The organism is Paenibacillus sp. TY11, from assembly GCF_059772165.1.
Window position 1 is genome coordinate 1 of sequence record NZ_JCBAIQ010000041.1, and the last position, 22,759, is coordinate 22,759.

The window sequence follows — 22,759 nt, forward strand, 5'->3', positions numbered from 1 at the left end:
GGCGGTTCCGCACGCGGAGGCCAAGGCCGCTCCGCAGGGCAAAGCAGTGAACGCGGCGGATATGACCGCAGCAGCGGCGGTTCCGCGCGCGGAGGTCAAGGCCGCTCCGCAGGGCAAAGCAGCGGACGTGGTGGATACGACCGCAGCAGTGGCGGTTCTGCACGCGGAGGCCAAGGTGGTCGCGGTGGACAAGCCAAAGGCAGCCCGCGTGGTGGTCAAGGACAAGGAGGCCGTCGCGGACGGTCCAGATAGATAAGATAGGAGTATTCTCATAGAATGCTCCACTATGGTTATTACAATAGCCCCGGGGAGGCTCATCTTCCGGGGCTATTGTAATCTTTATCCATGCCGCTGAAAGAGCAGCATCATAAGATAATGAGCAACGGAGATGCCTTGAAATAACCGATTAGCGTGTAGGTACATTTTTCAAAAGATAAATTTGGAGGGGTTATACATCATGCAGGAACAGGATATGGGCAAGCGCGCCATGGTCTCAGCATGGATCAGCCTGATTAGCAACATCCTATTAACCGGCATTAAGATTATTACAGGACTCATGTTCAACAGCAAGGTGCTGGTGGCCGATGGTGTGCATAACGCCGGGGACGTAATTGCCTCTGCAACGGCACTGGGAGCGATGCGTATATCCAGCCAACCGCCGGATGAGGATCATCCTTATGGTCACGGCAAGGCAGAAGTGATCGGTGCAAGTGTGGTGGCGGTCATATTGTTCGGAGCGGGCATATTTATCGGCTATCATTCCATTGCAGCACTGTTCGATCCGATGCCACAGGAGCATATATTAGCATTGGTGGCGGCCATTATTTCCTTGCTCTGGAAGCAGTGGCTATATATCTACACGATTCGTATCGGGAGAGCGACCAATAGTCAGGGTCTTATTGCGACGGCAAAAGATCATCTGGCTGATGTGTACGCCTCCGGGGCTGCTGTGTTGGGTATCGGCTTGGGGCTGATCGGGGAGCACTGGAGTATTCCGATCTTATCTTACGGCGATCCAATTGCGGGGTTCGTAGTAGCATTGCTCGTTTTGAAATTGGCGTGGGAAATGGGCCGTGAATCCATAGATGTGCTCATGGAGAAGGCAATTGCAACTGAGGAAATTGAAAGCTACGCCGCAGCCGCACTAAGTGTAGCCGAGGTTCAGCGTATTGACCGTATCCGTGCCCGGGAGCACGGCCATTATATTATCGTGGATATTCGCGCCTCAGTGGATGCCTCTTTGACGATTCAGCAGGGACACGATATTATTCGGCTGATCAAGGGGGCTGTCATGAAGCGGGAACCGCGGGTTTATGAGGTGCTTGTCCATTTGAATCCATGGTATGCGGACGACCACTAGAACAGACGACACGAATTGACAGATAACTTGCAGGAAGGGTATGCTTTTAAAAGCCGAACGATGATGAATAAAAGCGAGGTTACCCGAAAATGCGAAAATTTTTAAAATGGCTAGGCATTTCTGTGACTGCGGCGGTTCTTTTAGTGGGCGGATATTATACTTATTCTATATATCATTTTACGAATCAAATTTCGGTTGCTTCCGGACAGGATTCGAAATTTAAACCGCAAACACAAACCCAAACAAATGTACAACCTGTAGAGGTATCGCTCCCACCGGAATGGGATGGGACAGAAAGAGTGAATATTCTGCTGCTAGGCGGCGATTCCCGTGGAGAGGATTCAGGGCGTTCAGACTCTGTTATGGTTGCCTCTATTGATCCGGTTACGAAAAAGGCTACACTTATGTCGATTCTTCGTGATACGTACGTCAATATCCCAGGTCATGGGCAAAGTCGATTGAATGCTGCTTTTTCTTACGGTGGACCGGATTTGACCAGACAGACCGTGAGCGATCTGCTGGGGATACCGATTCAATATTATGTATATACTGATTTTAATGGCTTTATTGCGTTGGTTGATTCTGTGGGTGGTATTGACCTGGATGTCGAAAAAGATATGCATTATACTTCCAAAGCGGACAAACACCAGTTTGATATTGATTTGAAAAAGGGAATGCAGCATATGGACGGCAAAACAGCCTTACAATATGTGCGTTTCCGCCATGATGCGACTTCCGATTTTACGCGTACGGAGCGACAGCGCAAATTCATTACCGAACTGGGTGGTAAAATTCAGTCAACCTCGTCTCTAATCAAACTGCCGAGTATTTTAAATAGCATTTCTCCTTATATAGAAACGAATCTGAGTACAACGGAAATGCTGCAACTGGCTTCATTGGGTTTTAATATTGATGCAAAAACAGTAGCAAAGCAGCAAATCCCGCCGAATGAACTGGTGCGCGGGGAAAACATCAAGGGTGCGCAGGTGTTGGGTGTGGACGAAAGAAAGCTCAAGGGATTCATACAGAATCTTTTTGAACAAGAAAACAAACCTGTGACCACGACGGTGGATGCTGCCACCAAGACAAATGATACTCCATAACAATCCAAAGCAAGCGAAGTTCGTACGATGACGTACAACTTTGTTTGCTTTTATGTTTATTTGGGTATAACCTTGTATATTTTGTTCCAAAAATATATCGTAACTATGAAGACTGTATACTCATTTGTCTAAAGAGAAGGGGAATGTCATGTGGAAATAACTCCAGCATGGAAAGACCGATTTAAGAAGTTTTTTCTGAACAACAAGTTTGTGTTATTCCTGCTGATACTGCTGCTGATCGGCTTGAATATCTTGGTGCTTACCAAAATTTCATATATATTCACTCCTGTCATCGTGCTGCTGAAAACGATAATTCTCCCTGTCATTTTATCCGGCGTCTTGTACTATCTGCTCAATCCATTGGTTGATGTACTGGAGCGCAATAAGGTGAAACGAATATACTCCATTATTGTACTGTTTTTGCTCATTATAGGGGTTATTGCTATTGTGATTACATCGGTGGTACCTGTAATCCGCGATCAAATACAGGGGCTTATCCAAAATGTGCCTGCATATAGCGAACAAGTACAACGACAATTCGAGAAACTGATCGGCAGCGATTTTGTGAATCAGTTCCAGAACACAATTCAAATTAATCCATCTGAACTGGCCTCCAAAGCTTCTGAGAAGTTATCTAGCTTTATTAATAATGCATGGACGGGTGTGGGAAGCCTTTTGGGCGTGGTTACAGAAACGGTACTTGCGATTGCCACGGTTCCATTTATTCTGTTCTACTTGCTAAAAGATGGACACAAACTGCCACAGTTTATCCTGAAAATGCTCCCGCCTATGTTTCGTAAAGAAACAGATCGCATTATGACCGAGATGAACCATCAGGTCAGTTCCTATATTCGTGGGCAGATTATTGTCAGCTTCTGTATTGGGGCACTGTTGTATATTGGTTACCTAATCATTGGACTGGACTACTCTCTGACGCTTGCAGTCATTGCATCCTTTACGAGCGTTGTCCCCTACTTAGGTCCCGTCATTGCCATTACACCTGCGTTAATTGTAGCCTTGGTCACCTCACCGATTATGCTGCTCAAGATGGTTATCGTGTGGACAGTCGTACAGCTCATTGAGGGTAAATTCATTTCTCCACAAATTATGGGCAAATCTCTTCGGGTACATCCGATCACGATTATCTTCGTTATTCTGACCGCAGGCAATTTGTTTGGTGTGGTGGGAATTGTACTGGCGGTTCCAGGGTATGCTGTCCTGAAAGTAATCGTTACACATCTGTACAGTTTCTTTAAAAAGCGTTCGCATCTCTATGAGGCGGATAAAGTGAACACAAGTCTTTACGAAAAATAAACTTTTCCACTATAGAATCTATGTGGGCCTCTCTTGGGTAACTGTGGCTTCGCGCGCTATAATTAATGTCTATTCTTATTCCAAAACAGAAAGGTCAGACTTTTATGATAAAACTCAGCATTCTTGACCAATCTCCGGTATCGGAAGGCATGACGCATGCGCAAGCATTACAAAAGACCGCTGAGCTTGCTATAGAGGCGGAACGCTTGGGTTATCATCGCTTTTGGGTATCAGAGCACCATTCTGCCTCGAATCTTGCAGGCTCCAGTCCGGAGGTACTGATTTCACACCTGGCCGCCCGGACCTCAACCATTCGAGTGGGGTCGGGTGGTGTGATGCTGCCCCATTATAGCGCTTATAAAGTAGCGGAAAACTTCCGCGTGCTGGAGGGATTGTATCCGGGACGCATTGATTTGGGTCTGGGACGAGCGCCCGGAGGGATGCCGATTGCGACCAGAGCCCTGCAAGAAGGCAAAATGCGGGGTGGCATTGATCTGTACCCTGAGCAGTTGGATGACCTGCTAGCTTATTTGCATGACAGCACAGGCAACGGGCATCGCTTCGGTTCGCTACAGGCGATGCCGCTCGTAGAAACTGTACCGGAAATGTGGCTGCTTGGCTCCAGCGGTGATAGCGCAGGTCTGGCCGCCGAGCGTGGCGTGGGCTTTGCGTTCGCGCAGTTCATTAACGGTGAAGGCGGCACAGGCGCTATGAAGGGATATCAGGAAAGCTTCCAGCCTTCCCAGCATAGTGACCAACCGCGTTCGCTTGTAGCCGTATTTGCTATCTGTGCGGATACCGAAGAGGAGGCGAATCGGTTGGCTTCCAGCATGGACTTGTCTCTTGTACTATTAGAGCAGGGAATGCGCTCAGCTGGAACACCTTCCGTCGAAAAGGCACTGGCGTATCCGTATACGCCATATGACCGGATGCGGATTCGTGAGAATCGCAAGCGTATGGTGGTCGGTTCGCCCGAACAGGTAAAGTGTCAGATTGAGCAATTATGTAAGGACTATAATGCACAGGAGATCATGGTTGCGAGCATTATTCACGACTTTGATGCCAAAATGAAATCTATACGTCTCATGGCTGAAGCATTTGGGCTGTCTTCTGTACAGTCTTAATGGGATTTGCCGGGATTCAGAAGATCACAGCTTTGAGGAGCTGTGATCTTTTTTTGAATTTTTGAGGGAATATTTGATGATATACATTGTAGGATAGAGGGAATATGCCAGTTAACACTTGATAATGATTATCAATATCTTTATTATATAAAGATAGAATGAAGTTTTGATGAAAGTCGTGCGTTAAGCCCGTGACTATATATATTGGATAAGGGAAAGGGATGATTCCAAATGTTTCGTCTGAAAACGGCAAATCTGGATATTGCTTATGAAGATCGATTGATTGTAGAAGATCTGAACGTTGAAATACCGCAAGGGAAAATCACAGCATTGGTGGGCGCAAATGGCTCCGGTAAGTCCACCATTCTGAAGACGATGGCTCGCATCATGAATCCTAAAGGCGGCAGTGTTCTGCTTGACGGTAAATCCATTCATAAGCAATCCACCCGGGAAGTAGCTAAGCAGTTGGCTATTTTGCCACAAAATCCGACTGCACCGGAAGGATTGACCGTGACGGAACTGATATCTTACGGACGTTTTCCCTATCAAAAAGGTTTTGGCTCCATGAAAGCGGAAGATCGCAAAATGGTAGAGTGGGCAATTCAAGTAACAGGAATGAGCGAGTTCCACGATCGTCCGATTGATCAGCTTTCTGGTGGTCAGCGTCAGCGTGCCTGGATTGCTATGGCGCTTGCGCAGGATACGGATATTTTGTTTCTGGATGAGCCGACTACATTTTTAGATATGGCACATCAACTGGAAGTGCTGCATTTGCTAGAGTATCTGAATACTTCGGCGGAACGCACCATTGTTATGGTCGTGCATGATTTGAACCATGCGGCCCGGTACGCTCAGCATATGATTGCGATCAAAAAAGGGAAGGCTGAGGCGGTAGGAACCCCAAATGAGGTTATGTCTCCTGATGTGCTGCGTGAGGTGTTCGGGATTGAGGCGGATATTGTAACAGATCCTCGTACGGGTGTACCGCTCTGTCTTCCGTATGCTTTGGCTGGACAGCCTGCGGTAAGCCAGGCAGTAAAGGGAATGAACGTGGAAGAGAAGCAACCCGTGGGTTCTGTTGCCGAGCGACGTGATGCTAGACCACAAGTAGCGGCAAGAGGTTAAAGGGGACACACCATGAGACCACTGGATTATGATCAGCTTCAGCAATTAGCGAAAATAGTTAGAGTCACGCCGGAGGATGCAGTATATTCCGGACCAGTGGCAGAATGGCTTGAACCAGAGGAGATCCGCTCTGTGATGGAGTACTATGGCGATCTTCTGCGTGCTGAAGACGATTTGACCGCAGCTGTTTATTTTGTGAACCAGTTGCGTGGCCTCGTGTTTGCGCAGCATTTTATGGTGTCTCTGTGTGAACGCCGTTTGGATCTGTCCGTTTCTAATCTCAGATTTCATATTTGTTATCAAGGCCAATATCCTTCTATTAGCCTCCAAGTCATCGATCAAACGGAGCTGGACAATACGCGGGACAATGGGGACCACCATTCTGCCGAACAGGCTCAGCAAGTATTCCGTGACTTTTACAGCTTGCAGATGCGGCCGATATTGGAGGCGATGGCTGCAGTGGGAAGCGCATCTATTGGACAAATGTGGGGACAGTTTCCGTTGACTTTGCTGTATTTTAAGGACAGAGTACTGCCATCGTTGACTGATCCTCAGGATGTAGAGCGCTTTGAACAAGATTATGTTTATGTGACGCGTGAGCTGGAGGGAGAGGTATTCGGGCGTAAAAGAAACCCGTTTACGGTTCGTCTCGTTGAACTGGACAATCCTTACCGCCCTGGTGAAAATACTTACATGAAACCGTCCTGTTGCCAATATTACAAAACAGGTGGAGGCCAGCGTTATTGTTATGCTTGCCCAAGAATGTCCGCTTCCGAACGTGAAGAACGCAGACTCGAAGTGGTGGCATCATGGTAAAGTATCTGTGAAGGTTGGCATGTCCGTCGCGTTATGGGTAAAATAGGTTATGAAACCTAAACCAAGCGATACGAAGGAGGATGCTGTATGTCTGTCTATTCACATAATGCCGTAACACCAGCGAATCAGGAGGTTTCTCTGGATACTTACACCGGTAAGGTGCTGGTTATTGCGAATACCGCCAGTAAATGCGGACTTACCCCGCAATATGGGGATTTGCAAAAGCTTTATGACGAATATAAGGATCGGGGATTAGTTGTATTAGGCTTTCCTTGCAACCAATTTGGCGGTCAGGAGCCGGGCAGCAGCGAGGAAGCGGCTGAATTTTGCCAACTGAATTACGGGGTTAATTTCCCGGTATTCGCCAAAGTGGATGTCAACGGACCGGATACAGCGCCTCTGTTTGAATATTTGAAGAAGCAGCAACCTGGAGAACAGGAAGATGGTACAATTCAGTGGAATTTCACGAAATTTATTGTGAATCGTGAAGGTGTGCCTGTGGGTCGTTTTGAGCCTAAGGAGTCACCGGAAGCGATGAAAGCAGCCATTGAGCAATTGCTATAATAGCTTCGCTTTAATTCCAAAGTATATGTTTAAAAAGGGTCTGATTTCCGGCATGTTTCCGGGAAACCGACCCTTTTTTTGTTCTCTACATACGCATTCGCCTAATGGTCATCGCATCATGTGAAAGTCTGTTCCAAGGGCATAATCAAGGGGCATACAGGGAAAACTGAATGGAGCAAAGAGACATTTCAGCAAACGGCTGATCTCGTATATCCTTTCTTTTTTAAATGTGGACAAATTGTGAATATCATAAAAAGCTATTGTAATGTGAAAAATATCACATTATAATAAGCGCATGAAGTGAAATAAATCACAAGTAGTGGCAAGTTGTTTACGTGAAACTATTCACAATTATTATACATTTTATGCCCACACACCAAGGAGGAATTCAACATGAAAGTAGCAGTTATCGGATGTACACACGCAGGCACGGCAGCTATCGTCAACACAGCTAAATGTTATCCAGATGCCGAAATTACCGTTTACGAGCGTAATGACAATATTTCGTTTTTATCTTGTGGTATTGCGCTGTACGTAGGTGGTGTCGTCAAGGATCCGCACGGATTGTTTTATTCGTCCCCGGATCAACTGTCTGACCTGGGTGTAGTGACCAAGATGCTTCATGAGGTAACGAGTGTGGATACCGCAGGCAAGACGCTGCATGCACGTAATCTCCAAACAGGTGAAGAATTTACGGACACATTTGATAAATTGATTGTGACCACGGGATCGTGGCCAATTATTCCGAAGCTGGAAGGCATTGAACTTGATCATATTTTGCTCTGTAAAAACTATAATCATTCGAATGATATCATTGAGAAAGCCAAGCACGTACAGAACATTACAGTCGTCGGAGCTGGATACATCGGTGTTGAACTGGTAGAGGCTTTCCAAATGAACGGTAAAAACGTAACGCTGATCGACAGTGCTGATCGTATATTGAATAAGTATTTGGACCATGAGTATACAGACCGGATTGAAAATTCCCTGAAGGATCATGGTATTAAGCTGGTGCTTGGCGAGACGGTGAGTCGTTTTGAGGGTACGAACGGTAAGGTGAATAAAGTCGTGACCTCCAAAGGAGAATATGAAACAGAGCTTGTTATTCTCTGTATCGGTTTCCGTCCTCAAACGGATCTACTCAAAGGCCAGGTAGATATGTTGCCTAACGGTGCGATCATTGTGGACAATTATATGCAAAGTAGCTGCCCGGACGTGTTTGCAGCAGGCGACAGTTGTGCAATTCGCTATAATCCGACAGGCAAAATGGCTTATATCCCATTGGCGACCAACGCGGTTCGTATGGGTACGCTGGTGGCACGTAATCTGGTACAACCGACCATTGCCTACATGGGAACACAAGGAACTTCGGGTATCAAAATTTACGAAGACAATATCGCAGGAACAGGCATGACGGAAGCGGCAGCAACGGACGAAGGCATGACTGTAGAAGCTGTAACCATTGAGGACAGCTACCGGCCTGAATTTATGCCAACCTCCGAAAAGGTATTACTGAAAGTGGTATATGAGCAGGAGACACGAAGAATTTTGGGGGCTCAAATTATGTCGAAAGTGGATTTGACGCAATCCATTAACACACTATCCGTAGCCATTCAAAATCATATGACCATTGACCAGTTGGCCTTTGTCGATTTCTTCTTCCAGCCGCATTATAACAAGCCTTGGAATTTCCTGAATGCAGCAGGTTTACAAGCATTGCCTACAATATCCGAACGGAACCCAGTTACTGTATAATTAGATTTGTCTGTGACATTGTTCATAAGTTTGTCAACAATCTGAGACGTACGGACGAATCCTTATAGTACAATATAGAGTAGCATAAGGATTAGGGGGTAAGTAGCTTATGGATTTGTTTTATATCCTTTTTCTTGTAGTGGTCGCAGCAAGTGGTATGGGCGGAGTTATTTGGTTCTTGAGAGCAGTTGAAAAGGAAGAATACAATTAAATGTAAAGCGTGTAGTAGCGCAGTAAATGTAATAATACAGAAAGACAGTCCTTGATCCAAGGGCTGTTTTTTTAATACTCAAGAAAGTGATTTTTTTCACAAACAAAATCACTGATTTTAAATAAAATATGAAAGAAGAATATTTTAGTGAAAAGATATTAAAGGAGCGGGGATATATGGCGAGCTATAAACCGGGGCAAATTGCCGAAAAGACGGTAGAAACAGGAGTGGCCAAGGCAAACAACCCGTGGACTGTGGCGGTAGTATTGGGATTTTTGGCAGGTGCATTTATTGCACTCGGGTTTTTGCTGGATATACGTGTTATTGCAAGTGCGCCTAAAGAATGGGGAAGCATTGCTACCTTTATTGGAGCTGCCGTGTTCCCTGTAGGCCTGGTATTAGTTTTAATTGCTGGCGGAGAATTGTTGACCGGCAATATGATGGCTGTCCCTTTGGCGAGATGGGCAGGACGGATTAAGACGGGGGCCATGCTTCGTAATTTGGCGATTATTACGCTCAGTAATTTTGCAGGTGCGTTATTTGTTGCATTTTTCTTTGGGCATGTGCTGGGTTTGACAGAAACGGGTCCTTACCTGGATAAAGTGGTGGATATGGCAGGACATAAGCTGCATGAAAGCTTTTTGCAGTCGTTTATATCGGGTATAGGATGTAACTGGCTCGTAGCACTGGCTGTATGGTTGGCATATAGCACAGACTCCATCGGCGGCAAAATTATGGGGATTTGGTTCCCGACTATGGCCTTTGTCGCTATAGGATTTCAGCACGTTGTAGCCAATATGTTTCTCATTCCGGCGGCTATTTTTGCAGGCCATTTTACATGGGCAGAATATGTTATGAACTTCATTCCGGTTTGGCTAGGGAATTTGGTAGGAGGAAGCCTGTTTGTGGCTGGAGCCTACTGGTTGGCCTATTTAAAAAAGCCTCAAACCAACGCACATCCAGTGAATGAATCTCAAACCACTTCTTCGGTTGCATCAAAACCGTTAAGTGATCATGCTTAATGACGTAACTTTGAGCAGAAATGAACAAAGCAAATCCGCCATGACAGGCCCGGGGGAACGAAACCTGTCATGGCGGATTTTTTGGGAGTGGTCCATGATTTGGCATGGAGGATGAGTGTGCTCTCGTCCATAATGCCTTGATCTCTTTTACCCTCGGTAAGAAATGATGAAACAGAATTATAAAAAAAAAATTATGATTCTTAAAATCCGTTTTGCTCTATGCAGCAGACGGATTTTTTTAATATTTTGGAGAGCGGCTGTGTGGGGAAATCCTTCTCTTGCCATAGGCTATAGCTGTGGATATGATAAGAGCAGTGTAATTTTTGGAAACGGTAACGGAAAGGAGCATCAACAAATGGATCATCGCAATAGCGCGCCTCCTGAGGCCACGCTTCAACAAAACTTACAAAGAGGACAGCGGATGACGGAGCAGAAGAACGGTATTTTTCCGGCTGTATGCCCGTTAGATTGCCCGGATACGTGTGGGCTCTTCCTTCACAAGGAAAATGGAAAGATTGTCAAGGTGACTGGGAACCCGGATCATCCCATTACCAAAGGGGCTATTTGCAATAAAGTTCGCAATATGACGGAGCGGGTATATGATCCTGATCGGGTGCTCTATCCGTTGAAGCGTGTAGGCCCTAAAGGGGAAGGGAAGTTTGAACGAATTAGCTGGGAAGAGGCGGTCGATACCATTACAGGTCGGTTCAAGGAGCTGATGCGTACGGACGGACCGGAATCCATTCTCCCCTACAGCTTTTATGGCAATATGGGCGTGTTGAGTGTGGATGGGATGGATCGCCGATTTTTCAATGCACTGGGTTCAAGCCAACTGGATCAGACGATTTGCAGCGTGGCCGGGAATGAAGGCTGGGCATCCGTTATGGGTTTTAAGGGCGGCACCAGCCCGGAGGACACAGAGAATGCAGACCTCATTATTGTGTGGGGCGGAAATGTCATCAGCACCAACATGCATCAGGTAGTATTGGCTGAGAAGGCACGTAAAAAAGGTGCTAAGGTGGTTGTTATTGACGTTCATCGCAACCGGACGGCGCAATGGGCGGATTGGTTCATTCCGTTATATCCGGGGACGGATACGGCGCTCGCGCTGGGTGTTATGAATGTGCTGTTCGATCAGGGACTGACGGACGACGAATTTTTACGTCGCTACACGGTAGGTCATGAGGAACTACGCGAGCATGTTAAGTCGTATACACCAGAGCGGGTTTCGCGGATTACTGGCGTGCCGGAAGCGGATATTATCCGTTTGGCGGAAATGTACGGAAAGGCAAGAGCGGCGTATATCAATATCGGTAATGGGCTTCAGCATCATGATAATGGCGGTATGAACGTACGCGCGGTTACATGCTTGCCCGCGCTCACTGGACAATGGCTGAAGCACGGTGGGGGAGCGTCGCGCTCCAATGGCGCTTACGCCAAAATTAACGGTGCCCATCTGGCGCGTCCTGATCTGCGACAGAACCCGGATGCCCGGGTGATCAACATGAACCGGATCGGAGAAGCGCTGCTACAGAAGGAACAGCCGATTAAGGCGTTATTCGTATATTGTAGTAACCCGGTGGTTGTAGCACCGGATACGGAACGGGTGACTGAGGGGTTTGAACGAGAGGATCTATTCACGGTCGTTCATGACCTGTTCCTTACCGATACGGCCCGTTATGCGGATATTGTGCTGCCTGCAGCGTCTTCCTTTGAAGGTACAGACCTATACAAATCCTACTGGCACCACTATATCCAGATGCAGGAACCCGTCATTGCTCCGCTCGGAGAAAGCAAAAGCAATTATGAGCTGTTTAGCCTGCTCGGACGGGCTATGGGCTTTGACGAAGCTGCATTTACGGAAAGTGAAGAGGACATGATCGTGGGCGCGCTTGATAATCCAACGAATCCTTATCTCAACGGTGTGACCTTGGAAGCCTTGAAAGAGTCACCTTTTGTAAAGCTCGATATGACGCCAAAGGCTACTTATCTGGATCGTCTAACCACGCCTTCAGGCAAGATTGAGTTATATTCGAAAAAAATGAAACAAGCAGGTCTGCCCGCGATGCCTTCATATGTGCCGCTAATCGAAGGGTATGACGGAGAACATCGACCGCAAGCGGACGAGCGGTTTCCATTGATGTTTATTTCACCGCCTAACCATAATTTTCTGAATTCTACTTTCGCTAATTTGCCCAAGCATCAGCGACTGGAGCGGGAGCCCTTGCTACAAATTCATCCGGAGGATGCACAGACAAGGGACATCGCGGATGGGGATCCGGTTACCGTATGGAATGATCGTGGGACGTATGAGCTGAAAGCCAAAGTCACCGATCTGATGCTGCCCGGTACAGTGATTAGCCAAGGGTTATGGTGGGAAGGTAAGGGGCGCAGACAGCGTGCCAATGCGTTAACCTCTGATCGGCTGTCGGATATGGGACAGGGGGCTACTTTCTTCTCAACGGTGGTGAATGTGAAGCGCCAATGAGCTTATGCCTTTTATGGCGTCAGATGCAAAAGGAGAAACAAAAGATATGAAATGGTTGGAGTCTTATCCGAAAGAAGTAAAGGTGTTTCTCGTTGCCAGCCTGATTAATTCCGCCGGAAGTTCCCTGATGTGGCCGTTGGTTAGCATGTACGTATTTGACGAGCTGAACCGTAGTATGGAAGATGCGGGGATTGCGATTTTAGTGCAGTCTCTGGGCGGAATTTTTGGTCAGGTGCTGGGAGGAGCCCTTTATCACCGTATTGGAGCCAAGAAACTGATTGTCGGCTCACTGGCCATGAACGCATTGGGACTTCTCACGCTTCCATTTACCAGTGGTCATTGGGTAGCATTTGTCATCATGATGGGCTTTATCGGCTTTTTTAATGTGGTATCTGTGCCTGCGATTCAGGCCTTTGTAGGCTTTCGCTTCGCTGATCGCCGTGGCGAGCTGTTCAATATTATTTATGTCGCCAATAATATTGGGGTGGCATTGGGAACGGGATTGAGCGGCGTTCTGGCGGACCTCTCCTATCAGCTCAGCTTTGTGATGAACGGGGTGACTTCTGCGGTATTTGCCGGATTCTTTTGGTCTTATCTGAGCAGGGTGGATCGGGAAGAGGGGGAAGTTCAACTCAGCAAGTCTGTGAAGAAAAGAGAAGAAATACCAGCTCGGTTGCTGTTTCGTGATATCAGGCTGTATCTCTTCGTGGGGTTAGGCTCGCTTTTTTTATGGTTTGGCAATTCAATCTGGAATACGGGTGTATCCCCCTATATTATTGAGCAGGGCTTGCCTAAAACGATGTATGGGTTACTATGGACGCTGAATGGTATTCTTATTTTTGCTGCACAACCCATTATTTTTTGGATAAAACGGCTGTATGCCCATCATGCTTCAGCGCAAATGACATGGGCCGGAGGATTTTATTTGGCGGCTTATATCGTCATCCTGGGTACACAGAACTATACGGGGATGATATTCGCCATGGTACTGGCGACCCTGGGAGAAATGCTGATTGCACCTGCGGTTCCCGCATTCCTGTCTGATCATGGAGGTCGGGGTGCACCCTTTTACATTGGACTTGTGGGGGGCATTGGCGCAGCCGGACGGGTAATGGGACCTTATATTATGGGGAAGTTGTATGATGGCGGTGGGTTACCGCCCACACTTTGGCTGGCATCGGGCGTAGCGGTGTTGTCGATCCTGTTTTTCATCCTGCATAGCTGGTTGAATCGTTCCCGGCATATTTTGGATACTTTTGATGCTACTACTTCCAAGGCGGACGCTTCCAGTTCTTAAGTCCTAATAAAAGTTCAGTAATGAGCTATGATTATGGTACAATAGTGATGGATGGCTGCAGTTATTGCATCAGGAAAGCCTTCACAGGAAGGATTGAAAGGAATTGTTTACAAGTCAACCCTTGACGATACGTCATTCGGAGATGAAGGATGCTCCTGATCTGATTGCGCTGGACGAATTGGTATGGAATGAACGTACGGCTCCCGCTTCGCTGTCATGGAAGTCGCGCGGAGAGTTTTTACGCAATACGCCTCCGGGCTCCCAATTGGTCGCCATCGAACAGGAAGTGCTCTGCGGGTATATTGGATTTCGTCCTCCAACGCTATTGGCTAGTAATTGTCATGTATTGGAAATAAATATAGCTGTACATCCAGCCTATCATCGTAAAGGTATTGGGACGGCGCTCATGAACTCCATGAAGGACATTGCGGCTGCCGAGGGCATACGCAAATTAAGTTTGCGGGTACTCTCGTGTAATACGGAAGCCCTTATGTTTTATGAAAAATGCGGTTTCACGATTGAAGGACGTTTGCATGAGGAGTTTTATATAGCAGGTCAATTCGTGGATGATGTGTTAATGGCCTATTTCTTAAAATAGGCCGGAGGCTACAGACAGCAACATTCGGTTTTAATGTCCGGCTCATAACAAACAACGCCGCAGACCTGATCAGGTCTGCGGCGTTGTTGTACAGTACAATGTTACCGAAGTTGCTTCCATTCATTTTGGAGCATACCATACACTGCGTGGTTCATGTAGCCTTCGGGCAGCAATTCCGCTTCGCGTACAATGCCTTCGAGCACAAAGCCCAGACGTTCCGGAATACCGCGGCTGCGGCGGTTCGTAGTTGCGCAACGGATTTCGACCCGATGCAAGTCCAGCTCCATCAAAGCATATTCAACGAATACGCGGCAGGCACTGGTCATGAGACCTTGTCCTTCGTATCCGTGTCCAAGCCAGTATCCGATGCTAACCGAACGGTGAGTCCAATTGATCTCATGGTAGCTGATAATGCCAGCAAGCTCGTTGTCTATCCAAATTCCGGCGGTCAGGCTACCGTTTTCTGCGGCTTGTTTCAAGGCGCCCTGCACGAACTGCTCTGTGTGGCTGATTTCCGTGGTGGAGTCTACCCATGGAAGCCATTGACGCAGGCGATCACGGGACATTTCGATCAGCTCAAACAGAGGCTGCACATGCTCCTTGGTGAGCGGCCGAAGGACTGTGCGTTCGTCCAACGCATATGTAAACATGATTGATCCCCTCTTTCACTCGGAAAATCGCTAAACCAGCCAGTCTAGCATTTAATCCCATGCTACCTTATTCTGCGAGAGTCGTCAAAAGGAAGAAGAAGCTTCAAATTCTATAGGTCCCACCCGGAACCGCTCATGCTCGTATACATATTTCAGATCCAAATCCCCTACAAATTCGCTTGGCGATACACTGCCGGATACAGTGGCTTGCAGAGGGGACTGTTCGGCATCATACATTACGACGGAACTAAAATCGAGATGCTTTGTAAATTGGGCTGGATCATCGTAAAATACTGATGCTTTAGGGTCCATCGTGTGTGTAGCACCGTCAATCGTGACAGCAATATGCACCTGGCGGTTGTGGTCACGTAGCTCCACTGAGCTGTGTACGCGCTGGGACACAGCATCTGTTGCCGATTCGACCGCATATTCTTCCATCGTCTGTGCATTAACAATATGCAGCTCCTGCAATTCGACACCCGTTCCCGAGGCAAGCGTGAGGATCACGACGGCTTCACGGACACCATCCCCGTTTACATCCCTGTAATATAACCGTGGTGCGGTGGAGATATCTGCCGAGCCCGACCATCGGAATGTGCGGCGCTGCTGGCCGATTTCCAGCACGGCTGAGTGGAATAATCCCTGGGACGGATTCACGGCATATAAATGGACGGATGAGTCTTCTGGGGCGCTGGCTAGCGGATGAGATAGTACGGGTTCGGTCACCGGGCTTGGTGAAGGATGACCGGAAGTCATGACGGAAGAGGACAAAAGCATAGACAGCAGGATCACAATGAGCAGCTTAAACACGGGTGGGTCTCCTTTTCCGGGCAAAATAAAAGATATATACACTATAACGAATTTATTTGCCGAAAATGTTAACTCTTTTTCATAACTTGTTACTTTTTTTGCTGAAGAGAGCATAAGGATTTTCATTTTATTGAGTTATGCGGTGTGAAAGGGTATATTTAAGGGAACAGGTTTTACACAGATTATACGGAAGAAAGGTTGATTAGCGTGGAGAAGCCGATCACTCCCCCCAATTTTATTAAAAATGTTATTGAAGAGGATTTACGTACGGGTAAGGTCAAGGAGGTTGTTACACGATTTCCGCCTGAACCAAACGGATATTTGCATATTGGACATGCCAAAGCTATCTGGATCAATTTCTCGTTGGGAGATGAATTCGGAGGACGCACGAACCTGCGTTTTGACGACACCAATCCGGCGAAGGAAGACACGGAATATGTGAACTCCATTCAGGAGGACGTGAAGTGGCTCGGTTATGAATGGGAGGAAAAACATTTTGCCTCCAATTATTTTGAAGAAATGTACAAGCGTGCCATCCTGCTGATTCAGAAGGGTAAGGCCTACGTGGATGACCAAAGCGCGGACCAAATCCGCGAAACTCGTGGCACACTGACTGAACCGGGACAAAATAGTCCTTATCGCGATCGCAGCGTGGAAGAGAACCTCAAGCTGTTTGAAGAGATGCGTGCAGGCAAATATCAAAATGGTGAAAAGGTACTGCGTGCCAAGATTGATATGGCTTCGGGAAACATTAATTTACGTGATCCGGTTATTTACCGCATTTCACACACAGCACATCACAATACAGGCGACACATGGTGCATCTATCCAATGTACTCCTATGCTCATCCGCTGGAAGATGCGATTGAGGGCGTAACGCACTCGCTCTGTTCGCTGGAGTTCGAAGATCAGCGCCCGCTGTACGATTGGGTTGTAGCTGAATGTGAGATGGAAAAGGTACCGCACCAATACGAATTTGGACGGCTGAACCTAGCTCAAACGGTAACCAGCAAACGTAAGCTCAAGCTTCTGGTCGATGAAAAGCATGTAGATGGTTGGGATGATCCGCGTATGCCGACGATATCCGGTTTACGTCGTCGCGGCTATACGCCGGAGGCCATCCGCAGCTTCGTGTATGAGACAGGCATTTCCAAAGCCTACGGAGTCATTGATTTGCAAGTGCTGGAGCATTTTGTACGTGAGGATTTGAAGCTTAAGGCACCACGCACCATGGCAGTCATAGATCCGTTGAAGGTGGTTATCACAAACTATCCTGAAGGACAAGTTGAAATGCTGGAAGCGGAAAACAATACAGAAAATCCGGAACTCGGTACACGTCAAATTCCGTTTTCCCGTGAAATTTATATCGAGCGTGAGGACTTCATGGAAAATCCGCCGAGCAAATACTTCCGTTTGTTCCCTGGTAATGAGGTACGTCTCAAGCATGCTTACTTCATTAAATGCAACGATGTGATTAAGGATGCAGACGGAAATGTAACGGAAATTCACTGTACCTATGATGTAGAAACCAAGAGCGGATCAGGCTTTACTGGACGTAAAGTGAAAGGCACAATCCACTGGGTAGAGGCTACTCAGGCTGTTCCTGCCGAATTCCGTTTGTATGAGCCTTTGATTAACGCAGAGGATACGGAAGAGATTGAAGAGGATGCATCGGAAAAAACATTCCTTGACCAATTGAATCCGAACTCTTTGGAAATTGCTCATGGCTATGTGGAGCCGAACATGAAAGAAGCTCAATCGCAGGATAAGTTCCAATTTTTCCGTCATGGTTATTTCAGTGTCGATCCGAAGCTTTCCAAGCCAGGTGAGCCTGTGTTTAACCGTGTTGTATCGCTGAAAAGCTCTTTCCAATTGCCTAAGCAATAGATTGTTGGAAAGAGTGGGATAGAGAGTAGCTTCGTGCGACCAAATTGAAAAGGAGTCTGCCGTCGGCAGACTCCTTTATTTTACGCACACTCGCTCTTTATACATGATCATTGACTTGACGATACTCTATTGTCGTTGCTAACAAGCCAGAGGGAAGAGGCATATCCCATTCCTCTGTTGTTGTTTAAGGGGCTTCTTCTATTCGTGTGTGCTCGCCGGTATGTCCTGGCTGATAACCGTTTTTGTACAGCATATACCACATGATAGCAAATCCCGCTGAACCAAGCAGGGCGAAGAAGACTCCTGCATGGTACATCATTTCACCGCCGAAGTTCTGGAATAGCCAACCTCCCGCAAAACCTGCTACGATACCGGATATACCACTCCAGGTCAAGGTATATACGGCCTGTCCGGATGAACGGTAAGCTGCAGGAGTGAACAGGACGGTCAGCTGGGTGCCTACATAGAAATATCCACCGAAGGTGATGCAATGAAGGGCCTGAATGAACACGATCTGAATCGGGTCTGTGGCCAGGGCCATCAGTTCCCAACGTAAGGCAAACAGCACACTGACGAGAGCCAAACAGCCGACCATCACGGTCATTTTTTTCTTTAAGAAGCGATCAAACAGCAAAAAGACAATAATTTCGAATACCGATGACATAAAAACAGCAAAACCAAGCATCTGTTTGGACCCACCCAGTTCGGTGATGTACAGGGACATAAAGGCGCTGTTGATCGAATTCGGGATGGATACAAGGATGCCCAATAAAATAAAGGATATAAAGTATCCGTTCATTAAAACACTGCCAAAGCCACGCAAATGAATGGTTGCCGTCTCCACAGTGCTTTTCAGTGGTGGAATTGTCAAGGTGCAGATCAATGCAGCCAGAAGAAGTATCGTAAAGATGGTGGATATACTGGGTATCCCCGTTTGGTCAACAACTATGCCGGCAACTGCCGCAGTCACAGCCCAGCCGAAGGAGCCCCATATGCGGAATGAACCAAATTTCCGGTCCGTGCCCTCAATATAGCTGAGAATTAGGCTGTTGCTTTGGGCGAATAATGGGCTTTGAAAAAAATAAAAACCAATCATCGACACATAAATCATGACATACGTATGGACATGAAATAAAGCTTGTAGCAATAACAAGGTGCCTATAATCATAAATAGCAGAATACGCCTGAGGTTACGGCTCCGGTCACTTGTATAGCCCCAAAAAGGGTTTGCGAATACGGATACAAAAGGTCCAATGGCCATCAGACTCCCGATTTCCAGCTTGTCCATGCCGATATCTTGCAGATACAACGGGAAGAAGCTGGAGAAAATGACCATGGCTCCATATAGAAAAAAATTATACAGTTTTAAGGAATATAGAGGAGTCTCTTGAGTTTCTCTCTTTTGCAAGACAAGCCATTCCTTTCTTAGCCCGATAGAGAACTACGCATCGATGTCGATCTGTGGGACGGTTCTTTATTCCAATGTATCATGTGTTGAAAGGGTTAACAAACCAATAAATTAACAATTATGTAATATTAAATTTTGTTCAAAAATTCATATGCATATTTGTAATGGTTTTCAGAAAAAAAGGAGGATTTATTCGTGAAGGTAACTGGTATTATCGTCGCAGGAGGACGTTCCAGCCGAATGGGACAGGATAAGGCTCTGCTAGAGATTGAGGGAGCTACTGTGCTTGAACGGACGGTTGCCGCTTTAGAGCAGGTGACCGAGCGGGTTATTGTCGTCACTCGTGACAGCCAAGGATATGGCCTGAGTGGTATGGAAATTGTGCCTGATGTTTATCCGGGTATGGGGCCCTTGAGCGGCATCCATGCAGGATTATCTGCATCTACTACGGAGTGGGGAATGGTTGTCGCCTGTGATATGCCTTTTGTACAGCCAGAGGTGCTGCATGACCTGCTCGCCGTAACTGAGAAATGGGCGGAGTTGCAAGGAACGACGGAACCAGGATTGCAAGCAGTAATCTCTTCTGTGGATGGACGTATACACCCATTGCTGGCTGTGTACCATCGGAGTGTGCTGCCGTCTGTCGAGGAATGTTTGCGCAGTAAACGCCTTCGCCTCACCGATTGGTTGGACAAGCTGAACGTTCGTTATGCGACGGTAGAGGATTTGCCGGGGGTGAGTGAAGACATGTGGCATAAGGCCGCGTTCAACATGAACAATCCGCAGGACTACCAGCTTGCTATAGAGCAGTTGAAGCGTAGCGTACAGCAGAACACGCAGAACGTGAAGAACGTAAAGGAAATACGGGAGGATTAGGAACGTACAAGCTTCCCGTTCGAGAACTGTTTAGGAGAGAAAATACCAGAGAAAATATGATGGAATGATTTCGGGGGGAGTACATAACATGCTGGAAGCTATTATCCATGCCATTTTATTGGCGATGGGGTTGATTTTGCCTTTGGGGGTACAGAATGTATTTGTGTTTAATCAGGGGGCGTCCCAGTCACGGTTTCGCAATGCACTGCCTGCTGTCGTTACGGCGGGTGTCTGTGACACAATCCTGATCACGCTTGCGGTTGGGGGCGTATCTCTTGTTTTGCAGCAATTTCTATGGCTCACGAATGTGCTCTATGCGGCGGGTTGTTTGTTTCTGCTGTATATGGCCTGGACTCTATGGAGATCAAAGGCAGCTTCCTCAGGAGAAAGCCAGGCGATGCTGCCGAAACGCCAGATGGTTTTTGCCGCTTCGGTATCGCTATTGAATCCACATGCCATACTCGACACTGTTGGTGTAATTGGAACCAGCTCGCTTCAATATGACGGCGGGGAACGATGGGCTTTCGGCCTGGCCGCCGTGTCAGTATCGTGGATATGGTTTATCGGCTTGGCAACGGCGGGGCGTCTCGTAGGACGTATGGATTCAGAAGGAAAGTTTGGTACTGTGCTTAACAAAATATCGGCACTGATTATTTTAGGCCTGGCTATTTATATGGCGAAAAATTTTATTACGGGTATGTGATCCAAACCTTGTTAGAAGAAAAACTTCAATAAAGCGAATACTCCGCTCAAAGCAAAGGGAACACCGATCAAAAATAGCATAAAGGCCAGACAGCCTGCACCAACGCGGTAATCAATATATCGGACTTTTTTAGAAATAGTTTAATTCTTCCATAGGGATAAAGACAGAGATGGATGGAACATAAAAAGATCCTACTTCACCGGGAAGTGGATCTTTTTAATAGCTGCGTGGATTACTTTTTGCTCGATAGGGACATATCAAAATCAACATCCTCGATAAATTCGATAACCTCACCATTGGGGCTGTGGACTAATGCATTTGTTACAACTAAAGGGGGTTCGCCAAGTGTAAGCTGATTGGGTTCCACAAAGGTTCTTGCTCCGTGGGCAAGGGCCTTTTGATATACTTCATCCACATTGTCTACGTAAAATGCCAAATGTAATAGAGCTCCATGAGCAATATCTTGCTCGGATGCAGCTTTTTTTCCTTGGGCCGGAATGACAGCATCGTTATCAAAAATTTCGAGACAGGTTCTCTGATCGGGTGAGATCAGCATGGAAGCCTCTTGAATTCGAAAAGACGGAAGACTCCAGTGATGTCCTCTTTTAAATCCCAATACCTTGGTATAAAATGCAATAGTTGCCTGATAGTCACGAGTTTGTATGGCAACATGCGCTAGTCCCTTTACACTCATTTCAGATCCTCCTTTATATGTGAGTAAGCCTTATTATATGAATAATGATGTGGTGCTTATATATTTAAAGTAAGGTTTTTATACTATATTAATTATTGAAAAAAAGTTAATTTGGGTGAAAAATATTATTTTTTTAAATTCAGGTTAGGAGGGGCTCGATATGCAGCATCACATTGACGATATAGATCACAAAATCATGAAATTGCTACAGCGTGACGCTCGGATAACTATTTCCCAAATCAGTAAAGAAATCTCGATGTCACAGCCGTCTGTTAAAGAAAGGATAACCAAGCTTGAAGAACGAGGGATTATTTCGGGATATAGTACTGTATTTAATTTACGGGAACTGAATCGAGGGACGACTACGTTTATTCTAATAAAGACAGAACATTGCCAAGAGTTGGTTGAATTTTGTAGAGAGGCGAAGGAAGTCACCGATTTATTTCGCATCAGTGGGGAATTTAATTATCTCATTAAGGTACAAACCGCGTCGGTAGAGGAAATTGCAGAGCTTCAGGATTCATTAGTTAAGCTGGGGCCTTCGAAGTCGCATATTTGTATGAAAAATATACTGGAAAACAGGGTTTTGCTGTAAGCAACTCGAAAACCCACATTTGGAATATAGAGCATTCGGAATAACTGTATTTGTGAAATGAAGATAAGCGAATGCTTGGATGAAATAAAAAAAGTGACGCTGAATTACAACAGCGTCACCGTAATACCCTGCTCCAGACGCTTCACGTCCTGGAGCTCGATCTTCCCGGCCATGGCGTGCAGAGCTGCCGCTGTGCCGCAGGCCGCTCCCTGCCGTAGCATGGCAGGGAGATCCAGCCCCGCTGCCGCGCCGGTGACCAGCCCGGCGATCATGGCGTCACCGCTGCCGAGCGCGCTGACAATGTCTGCGTCGGGCAGGATCACGCGGTAGCGCGCATCGCGCGTCACCGCCAGCGCCCC

Annotated in this window: 21 protein-coding genes and 1 pseudogene; 17 read left to right on the plus strand and 5 right to left on the minus strand. The window is 46.8% G+C overall.

All coding sequences use genetic code 11. The features are described from left to right. From AC6EJC_RS25850 to AC6EJC_RS25910, 13 genes and pseudogenes are all read left to right on the plus strand, one after another. Positions 1–252: pseudogene (locus AC6EJC_RS25850) on the plus strand (DEAD/DEAH box helicase); the annotation flags it as partial. Between the two features lie 205 nt (positions 253–457). Continuing rightward, positions 458–1,360 carry a cation diffusion facilitator family transporter gene (locus AC6EJC_RS25855; RefSeq protein WP_444956381.1) on the plus strand — a complete coding sequence of 301 codons (903 nt, stop codon included), beginning with the start codon at positions 458–460 and terminating at the stop codon, positions 1,358–1,360. A gap of 89 nt (positions 1,361–1,449) precedes the next feature. Continuing rightward, the gene (locus AC6EJC_RS25860; protein ID WP_444956382.1) at positions 1,450–2,463 is read left to right on the plus strand and encodes an LCP family protein; all 1,014 of its coding nucleotides are present in this window, start codon (positions 1,450–1,452) and stop codon (positions 2,461–2,463) included. A gap of 150 nt (positions 2,464–2,613) precedes the next feature. After that, entirely contained in the window at positions 2,614–3,777 is a 1,164-nt protein-coding gene (locus AC6EJC_RS25865) for an AI-2E family transporter (protein ID WP_444956383.1), read from the plus strand. 104 nt (positions 3,778–3,881) lie between these two features. Further along, positions 3,882–4,901, plus strand: coding sequence for an LLM class flavin-dependent oxidoreductase (locus tag AC6EJC_RS25870; protein ID WP_444956384.1), 1,020 nt, complete (start codon positions 3,882–3,884; stop codon positions 4,899–4,901). Positions 4,902–5,132: 231 nt separating this feature from the next. Further along, positions 5,133–6,026, plus strand: a complete 894-nt coding sequence (locus AC6EJC_RS25875; protein ID WP_444956385.1) for an ABC transporter ATP-binding protein — start codon at positions 5,133–5,135, stop codon at positions 6,024–6,026. Positions 6,027–6,038: 12 nt separating this feature from the next. After that, positions 6,039–6,842, plus strand: coding sequence for a hypothetical protein (locus AC6EJC_RS25880; protein WP_444956386.1), 804 nt, complete (start codon positions 6,039–6,041; stop codon positions 6,840–6,842). A gap of 87 nt (positions 6,843–6,929) precedes the next feature. Further along, positions 6,930–7,406: a glutathione peroxidase gene (locus AC6EJC_RS25885; RefSeq protein ID WP_444956387.1), complete on the plus strand. Its 477-nt coding sequence runs from the start codon at positions 6,930–6,932 to the stop codon at positions 7,404–7,406. Positions 7,407–7,799: 393 nt separating this feature from the next. Beyond that, positions 7,800–9,161 (plus strand): FAD-dependent oxidoreductase, encoded by a 1,362-nt coding sequence (locus AC6EJC_RS25890; protein WP_444956388.1) that lies wholly within the window; start codon positions 7,800–7,802, stop codon positions 9,159–9,161. 387 nt (positions 9,162–9,548) lie between these two features. Continuing rightward, positions 9,549–10,394: a formate/nitrite transporter family protein gene (locus AC6EJC_RS25895; protein WP_444956389.1), complete on the plus strand. Its 846-nt coding sequence runs from the start codon at positions 9,549–9,551 to the stop codon at positions 10,392–10,394. Between the two features lie 355 nt (positions 10,395–10,749). Beyond that, on the plus strand, positions 10,750–12,882 hold the full coding sequence (locus AC6EJC_RS25900; RefSeq protein ID WP_444956390.1) for a molybdopterin-containing oxidoreductase family protein: 2,133 nt from the start codon (positions 10,750–10,752) through the stop codon (positions 12,880–12,882). A gap of 46 nt (positions 12,883–12,928) precedes the next feature. Continuing rightward, positions 12,929–14,179, plus strand: coding sequence for an MFS transporter (locus AC6EJC_RS25905; protein ID WP_444956391.1), 1,251 nt, complete (start codon positions 12,929–12,931; stop codon positions 14,177–14,179). Positions 14,180–14,282: 103 nt separating this feature from the next. Further along, on the plus strand, positions 14,283–14,777 hold the full coding sequence (locus AC6EJC_RS25910; RefSeq protein WP_444956392.1) for a GNAT family N-acetyltransferase: 495 nt from the start codon (positions 14,283–14,285) through the stop codon (positions 14,775–14,777). Between the two features lie 101 nt (positions 14,778–14,878). Here the strand turns inward: AC6EJC_RS25910 and AC6EJC_RS25915 are convergent, their stop codons facing one another. After that, positions 14,879–15,427, minus strand: coding sequence for a GNAT family N-acetyltransferase (locus AC6EJC_RS25915; protein WP_307351342.1), 549 nt, complete (start codon positions 15,425–15,427; stop codon positions 14,879–14,881). Between the two features lie 84 nt (positions 15,428–15,511). Beyond that, a complete protein-coding gene (locus AC6EJC_RS25920) occupies positions 15,512–16,237 on the minus strand; it encodes a copper amine oxidase (protein WP_444956393.1) in 726 nt (241 codons plus the stop codon). Positions 16,238–16,444: 207 nt separating this feature from the next. On the opposite strand from AC6EJC_RS25920, the gene AC6EJC_RS25925 reads away from it, so the two are divergent. After that, a complete protein-coding gene (locus AC6EJC_RS25925; RefSeq protein ID WP_444956394.1) occupies positions 16,445–18,124 on the plus strand; it encodes a glutamine--tRNA ligase/YqeY domain fusion protein in 1,680 nt (559 codons plus the stop codon). 184 nt (positions 18,125–18,308) lie between these two features. On the opposite strand, the gene AC6EJC_RS25930 is transcribed toward AC6EJC_RS25925, so the two are convergent. Beyond that, entirely contained in the window at positions 18,309–19,532 is a 1,224-nt protein-coding gene (locus tag AC6EJC_RS25930; protein WP_444956395.1) for an MFS transporter, read from the minus strand. A 195-nt stretch (positions 19,533–19,727) separates the two neighbouring features. Here AC6EJC_RS25930 and mobA point away from each other — a divergent pair, with 195 nt between their 5' ends. Continuing rightward, complete coding sequence (gene mobA / locus AC6EJC_RS25935; protein ID WP_444956396.1) at positions 19,728–20,408, plus strand: molybdenum cofactor guanylyltransferase; 681 nt, start codon at positions 19,728–19,730, stop codon at positions 20,406–20,408. A gap of 88 nt (positions 20,409–20,496) precedes the next feature. Further along, entirely contained in the window at positions 20,497–21,111 is a 615-nt protein-coding gene (locus AC6EJC_RS25940) for a LysE/ArgO family amino acid transporter (RefSeq protein ID WP_444956397.1), read from the plus strand. A gap of 232 nt (positions 21,112–21,343) precedes the next feature. On the opposite strand, the gene AC6EJC_RS25945 is transcribed toward AC6EJC_RS25940, so the two are convergent. After that, complete coding sequence (locus AC6EJC_RS25945; RefSeq protein WP_444956398.1) at positions 21,344–21,805, minus strand: VOC family protein; 462 nt, start codon at positions 21,803–21,805, stop codon at positions 21,344–21,346. Between the two features lie 160 nt (positions 21,806–21,965). On the opposite strand from AC6EJC_RS25945, the gene AC6EJC_RS25950 reads away from it, so the two are divergent. Further along, entirely contained in the window at positions 21,966–22,400 is a 435-nt protein-coding gene (locus tag AC6EJC_RS25950; RefSeq protein WP_444956399.1) for an Lrp/AsnC family transcriptional regulator, read from the plus strand. A 104-nt stretch (positions 22,401–22,504) separates the two neighbouring features. On the opposite strand, the gene AC6EJC_RS25955 is transcribed toward AC6EJC_RS25950, so the two are convergent. Beyond that, on the minus strand, positions 22,505–22,759 hold a 255-nt coding region (locus AC6EJC_RS25955), incomplete at its 5' end, for a PfkB family carbohydrate kinase (protein ID WP_444956400.1).

What these genes read in the sequence shown, in the direction of transcription:
- AC6EJC_RS25905 (WP_444956391.1), top strand. Translation starts at nt 12,929, where the DNA reads ATGAAATGGTTGGAGTCTTATCCGAAAGAAGTAAAGGTGTTTCTCGTT.
- AC6EJC_RS25900 (WP_444956390.1), top strand. Translation starts at nt 10,750, where the DNA reads ATGGATCATCGCAATAGCGCGCCTCCTGAGGCCACGCTTCAACAAAAC.
- AC6EJC_RS25895 (WP_444956389.1), top strand. Translation starts at nt 9,549, where the DNA reads ATGGCGAGCTATAAACCGGGGCAAATTGCCGAAAAGACGGTAGAAACA.
- AC6EJC_RS25945 (WP_444956398.1), bottom strand. Translation starts at nt 21,805, where the DNA reads ATGAGTGTAAAGGGACTAGCGCATGTTGCCATACAAACTCGTGACTAT.
- AC6EJC_RS25940 (WP_444956397.1), top strand. Translation starts at nt 20,497, where the DNA reads ATGCTGGAAGCTATTATCCATGCCATTTTATTGGCGATGGGGTTGATT.
- AC6EJC_RS25890 (WP_444956388.1), top strand. Translation starts at nt 7,800, where the DNA reads ATGAAAGTAGCAGTTATCGGATGTACACACGCAGGCACGGCAGCTATC.
- AC6EJC_RS25950 (WP_444956399.1), top strand. Translation starts at nt 21,966, where the DNA reads ATGCAGCATCACATTGACGATATAGATCACAAAATCATGAAATTGCTA.
- AC6EJC_RS25855 (WP_444956381.1), top strand. Translation starts at nt 458, where the DNA reads ATGCAGGAACAGGATATGGGCAAGCGCGCCATGGTCTCAGCATGGATC.
- AC6EJC_RS25870 (WP_444956384.1), top strand. Translation starts at nt 3,882, where the DNA reads ATGATAAAACTCAGCATTCTTGACCAATCTCCGGTATCGGAAGGCATG.
- AC6EJC_RS25875 (WP_444956385.1), top strand. Translation starts at nt 5,133, where the DNA reads ATGTTTCGTCTGAAAACGGCAAATCTGGATATTGCTTATGAAGATCGA.
- AC6EJC_RS25885 (WP_444956387.1), top strand. Translation starts at nt 6,930, where the DNA reads ATGTCTGTCTATTCACATAATGCCGTAACACCAGCGAATCAGGAGGTT.
- AC6EJC_RS25860 (WP_444956382.1), top strand. Translation starts at nt 1,450, where the DNA reads ATGCGAAAATTTTTAAAATGGCTAGGCATTTCTGTGACTGCGGCGGTT.
- AC6EJC_RS25915 (WP_307351342.1), bottom strand. Translation starts at nt 15,427, where the DNA reads ATGTTTACATATGCGTTGGACGAACGCACAGTCCTTCGGCCGCTCACC.
- AC6EJC_RS25880 (WP_444956386.1), top strand. Translation starts at nt 6,039, where the DNA reads ATGAGACCACTGGATTATGATCAGCTTCAGCAATTAGCGAAAATAGTT.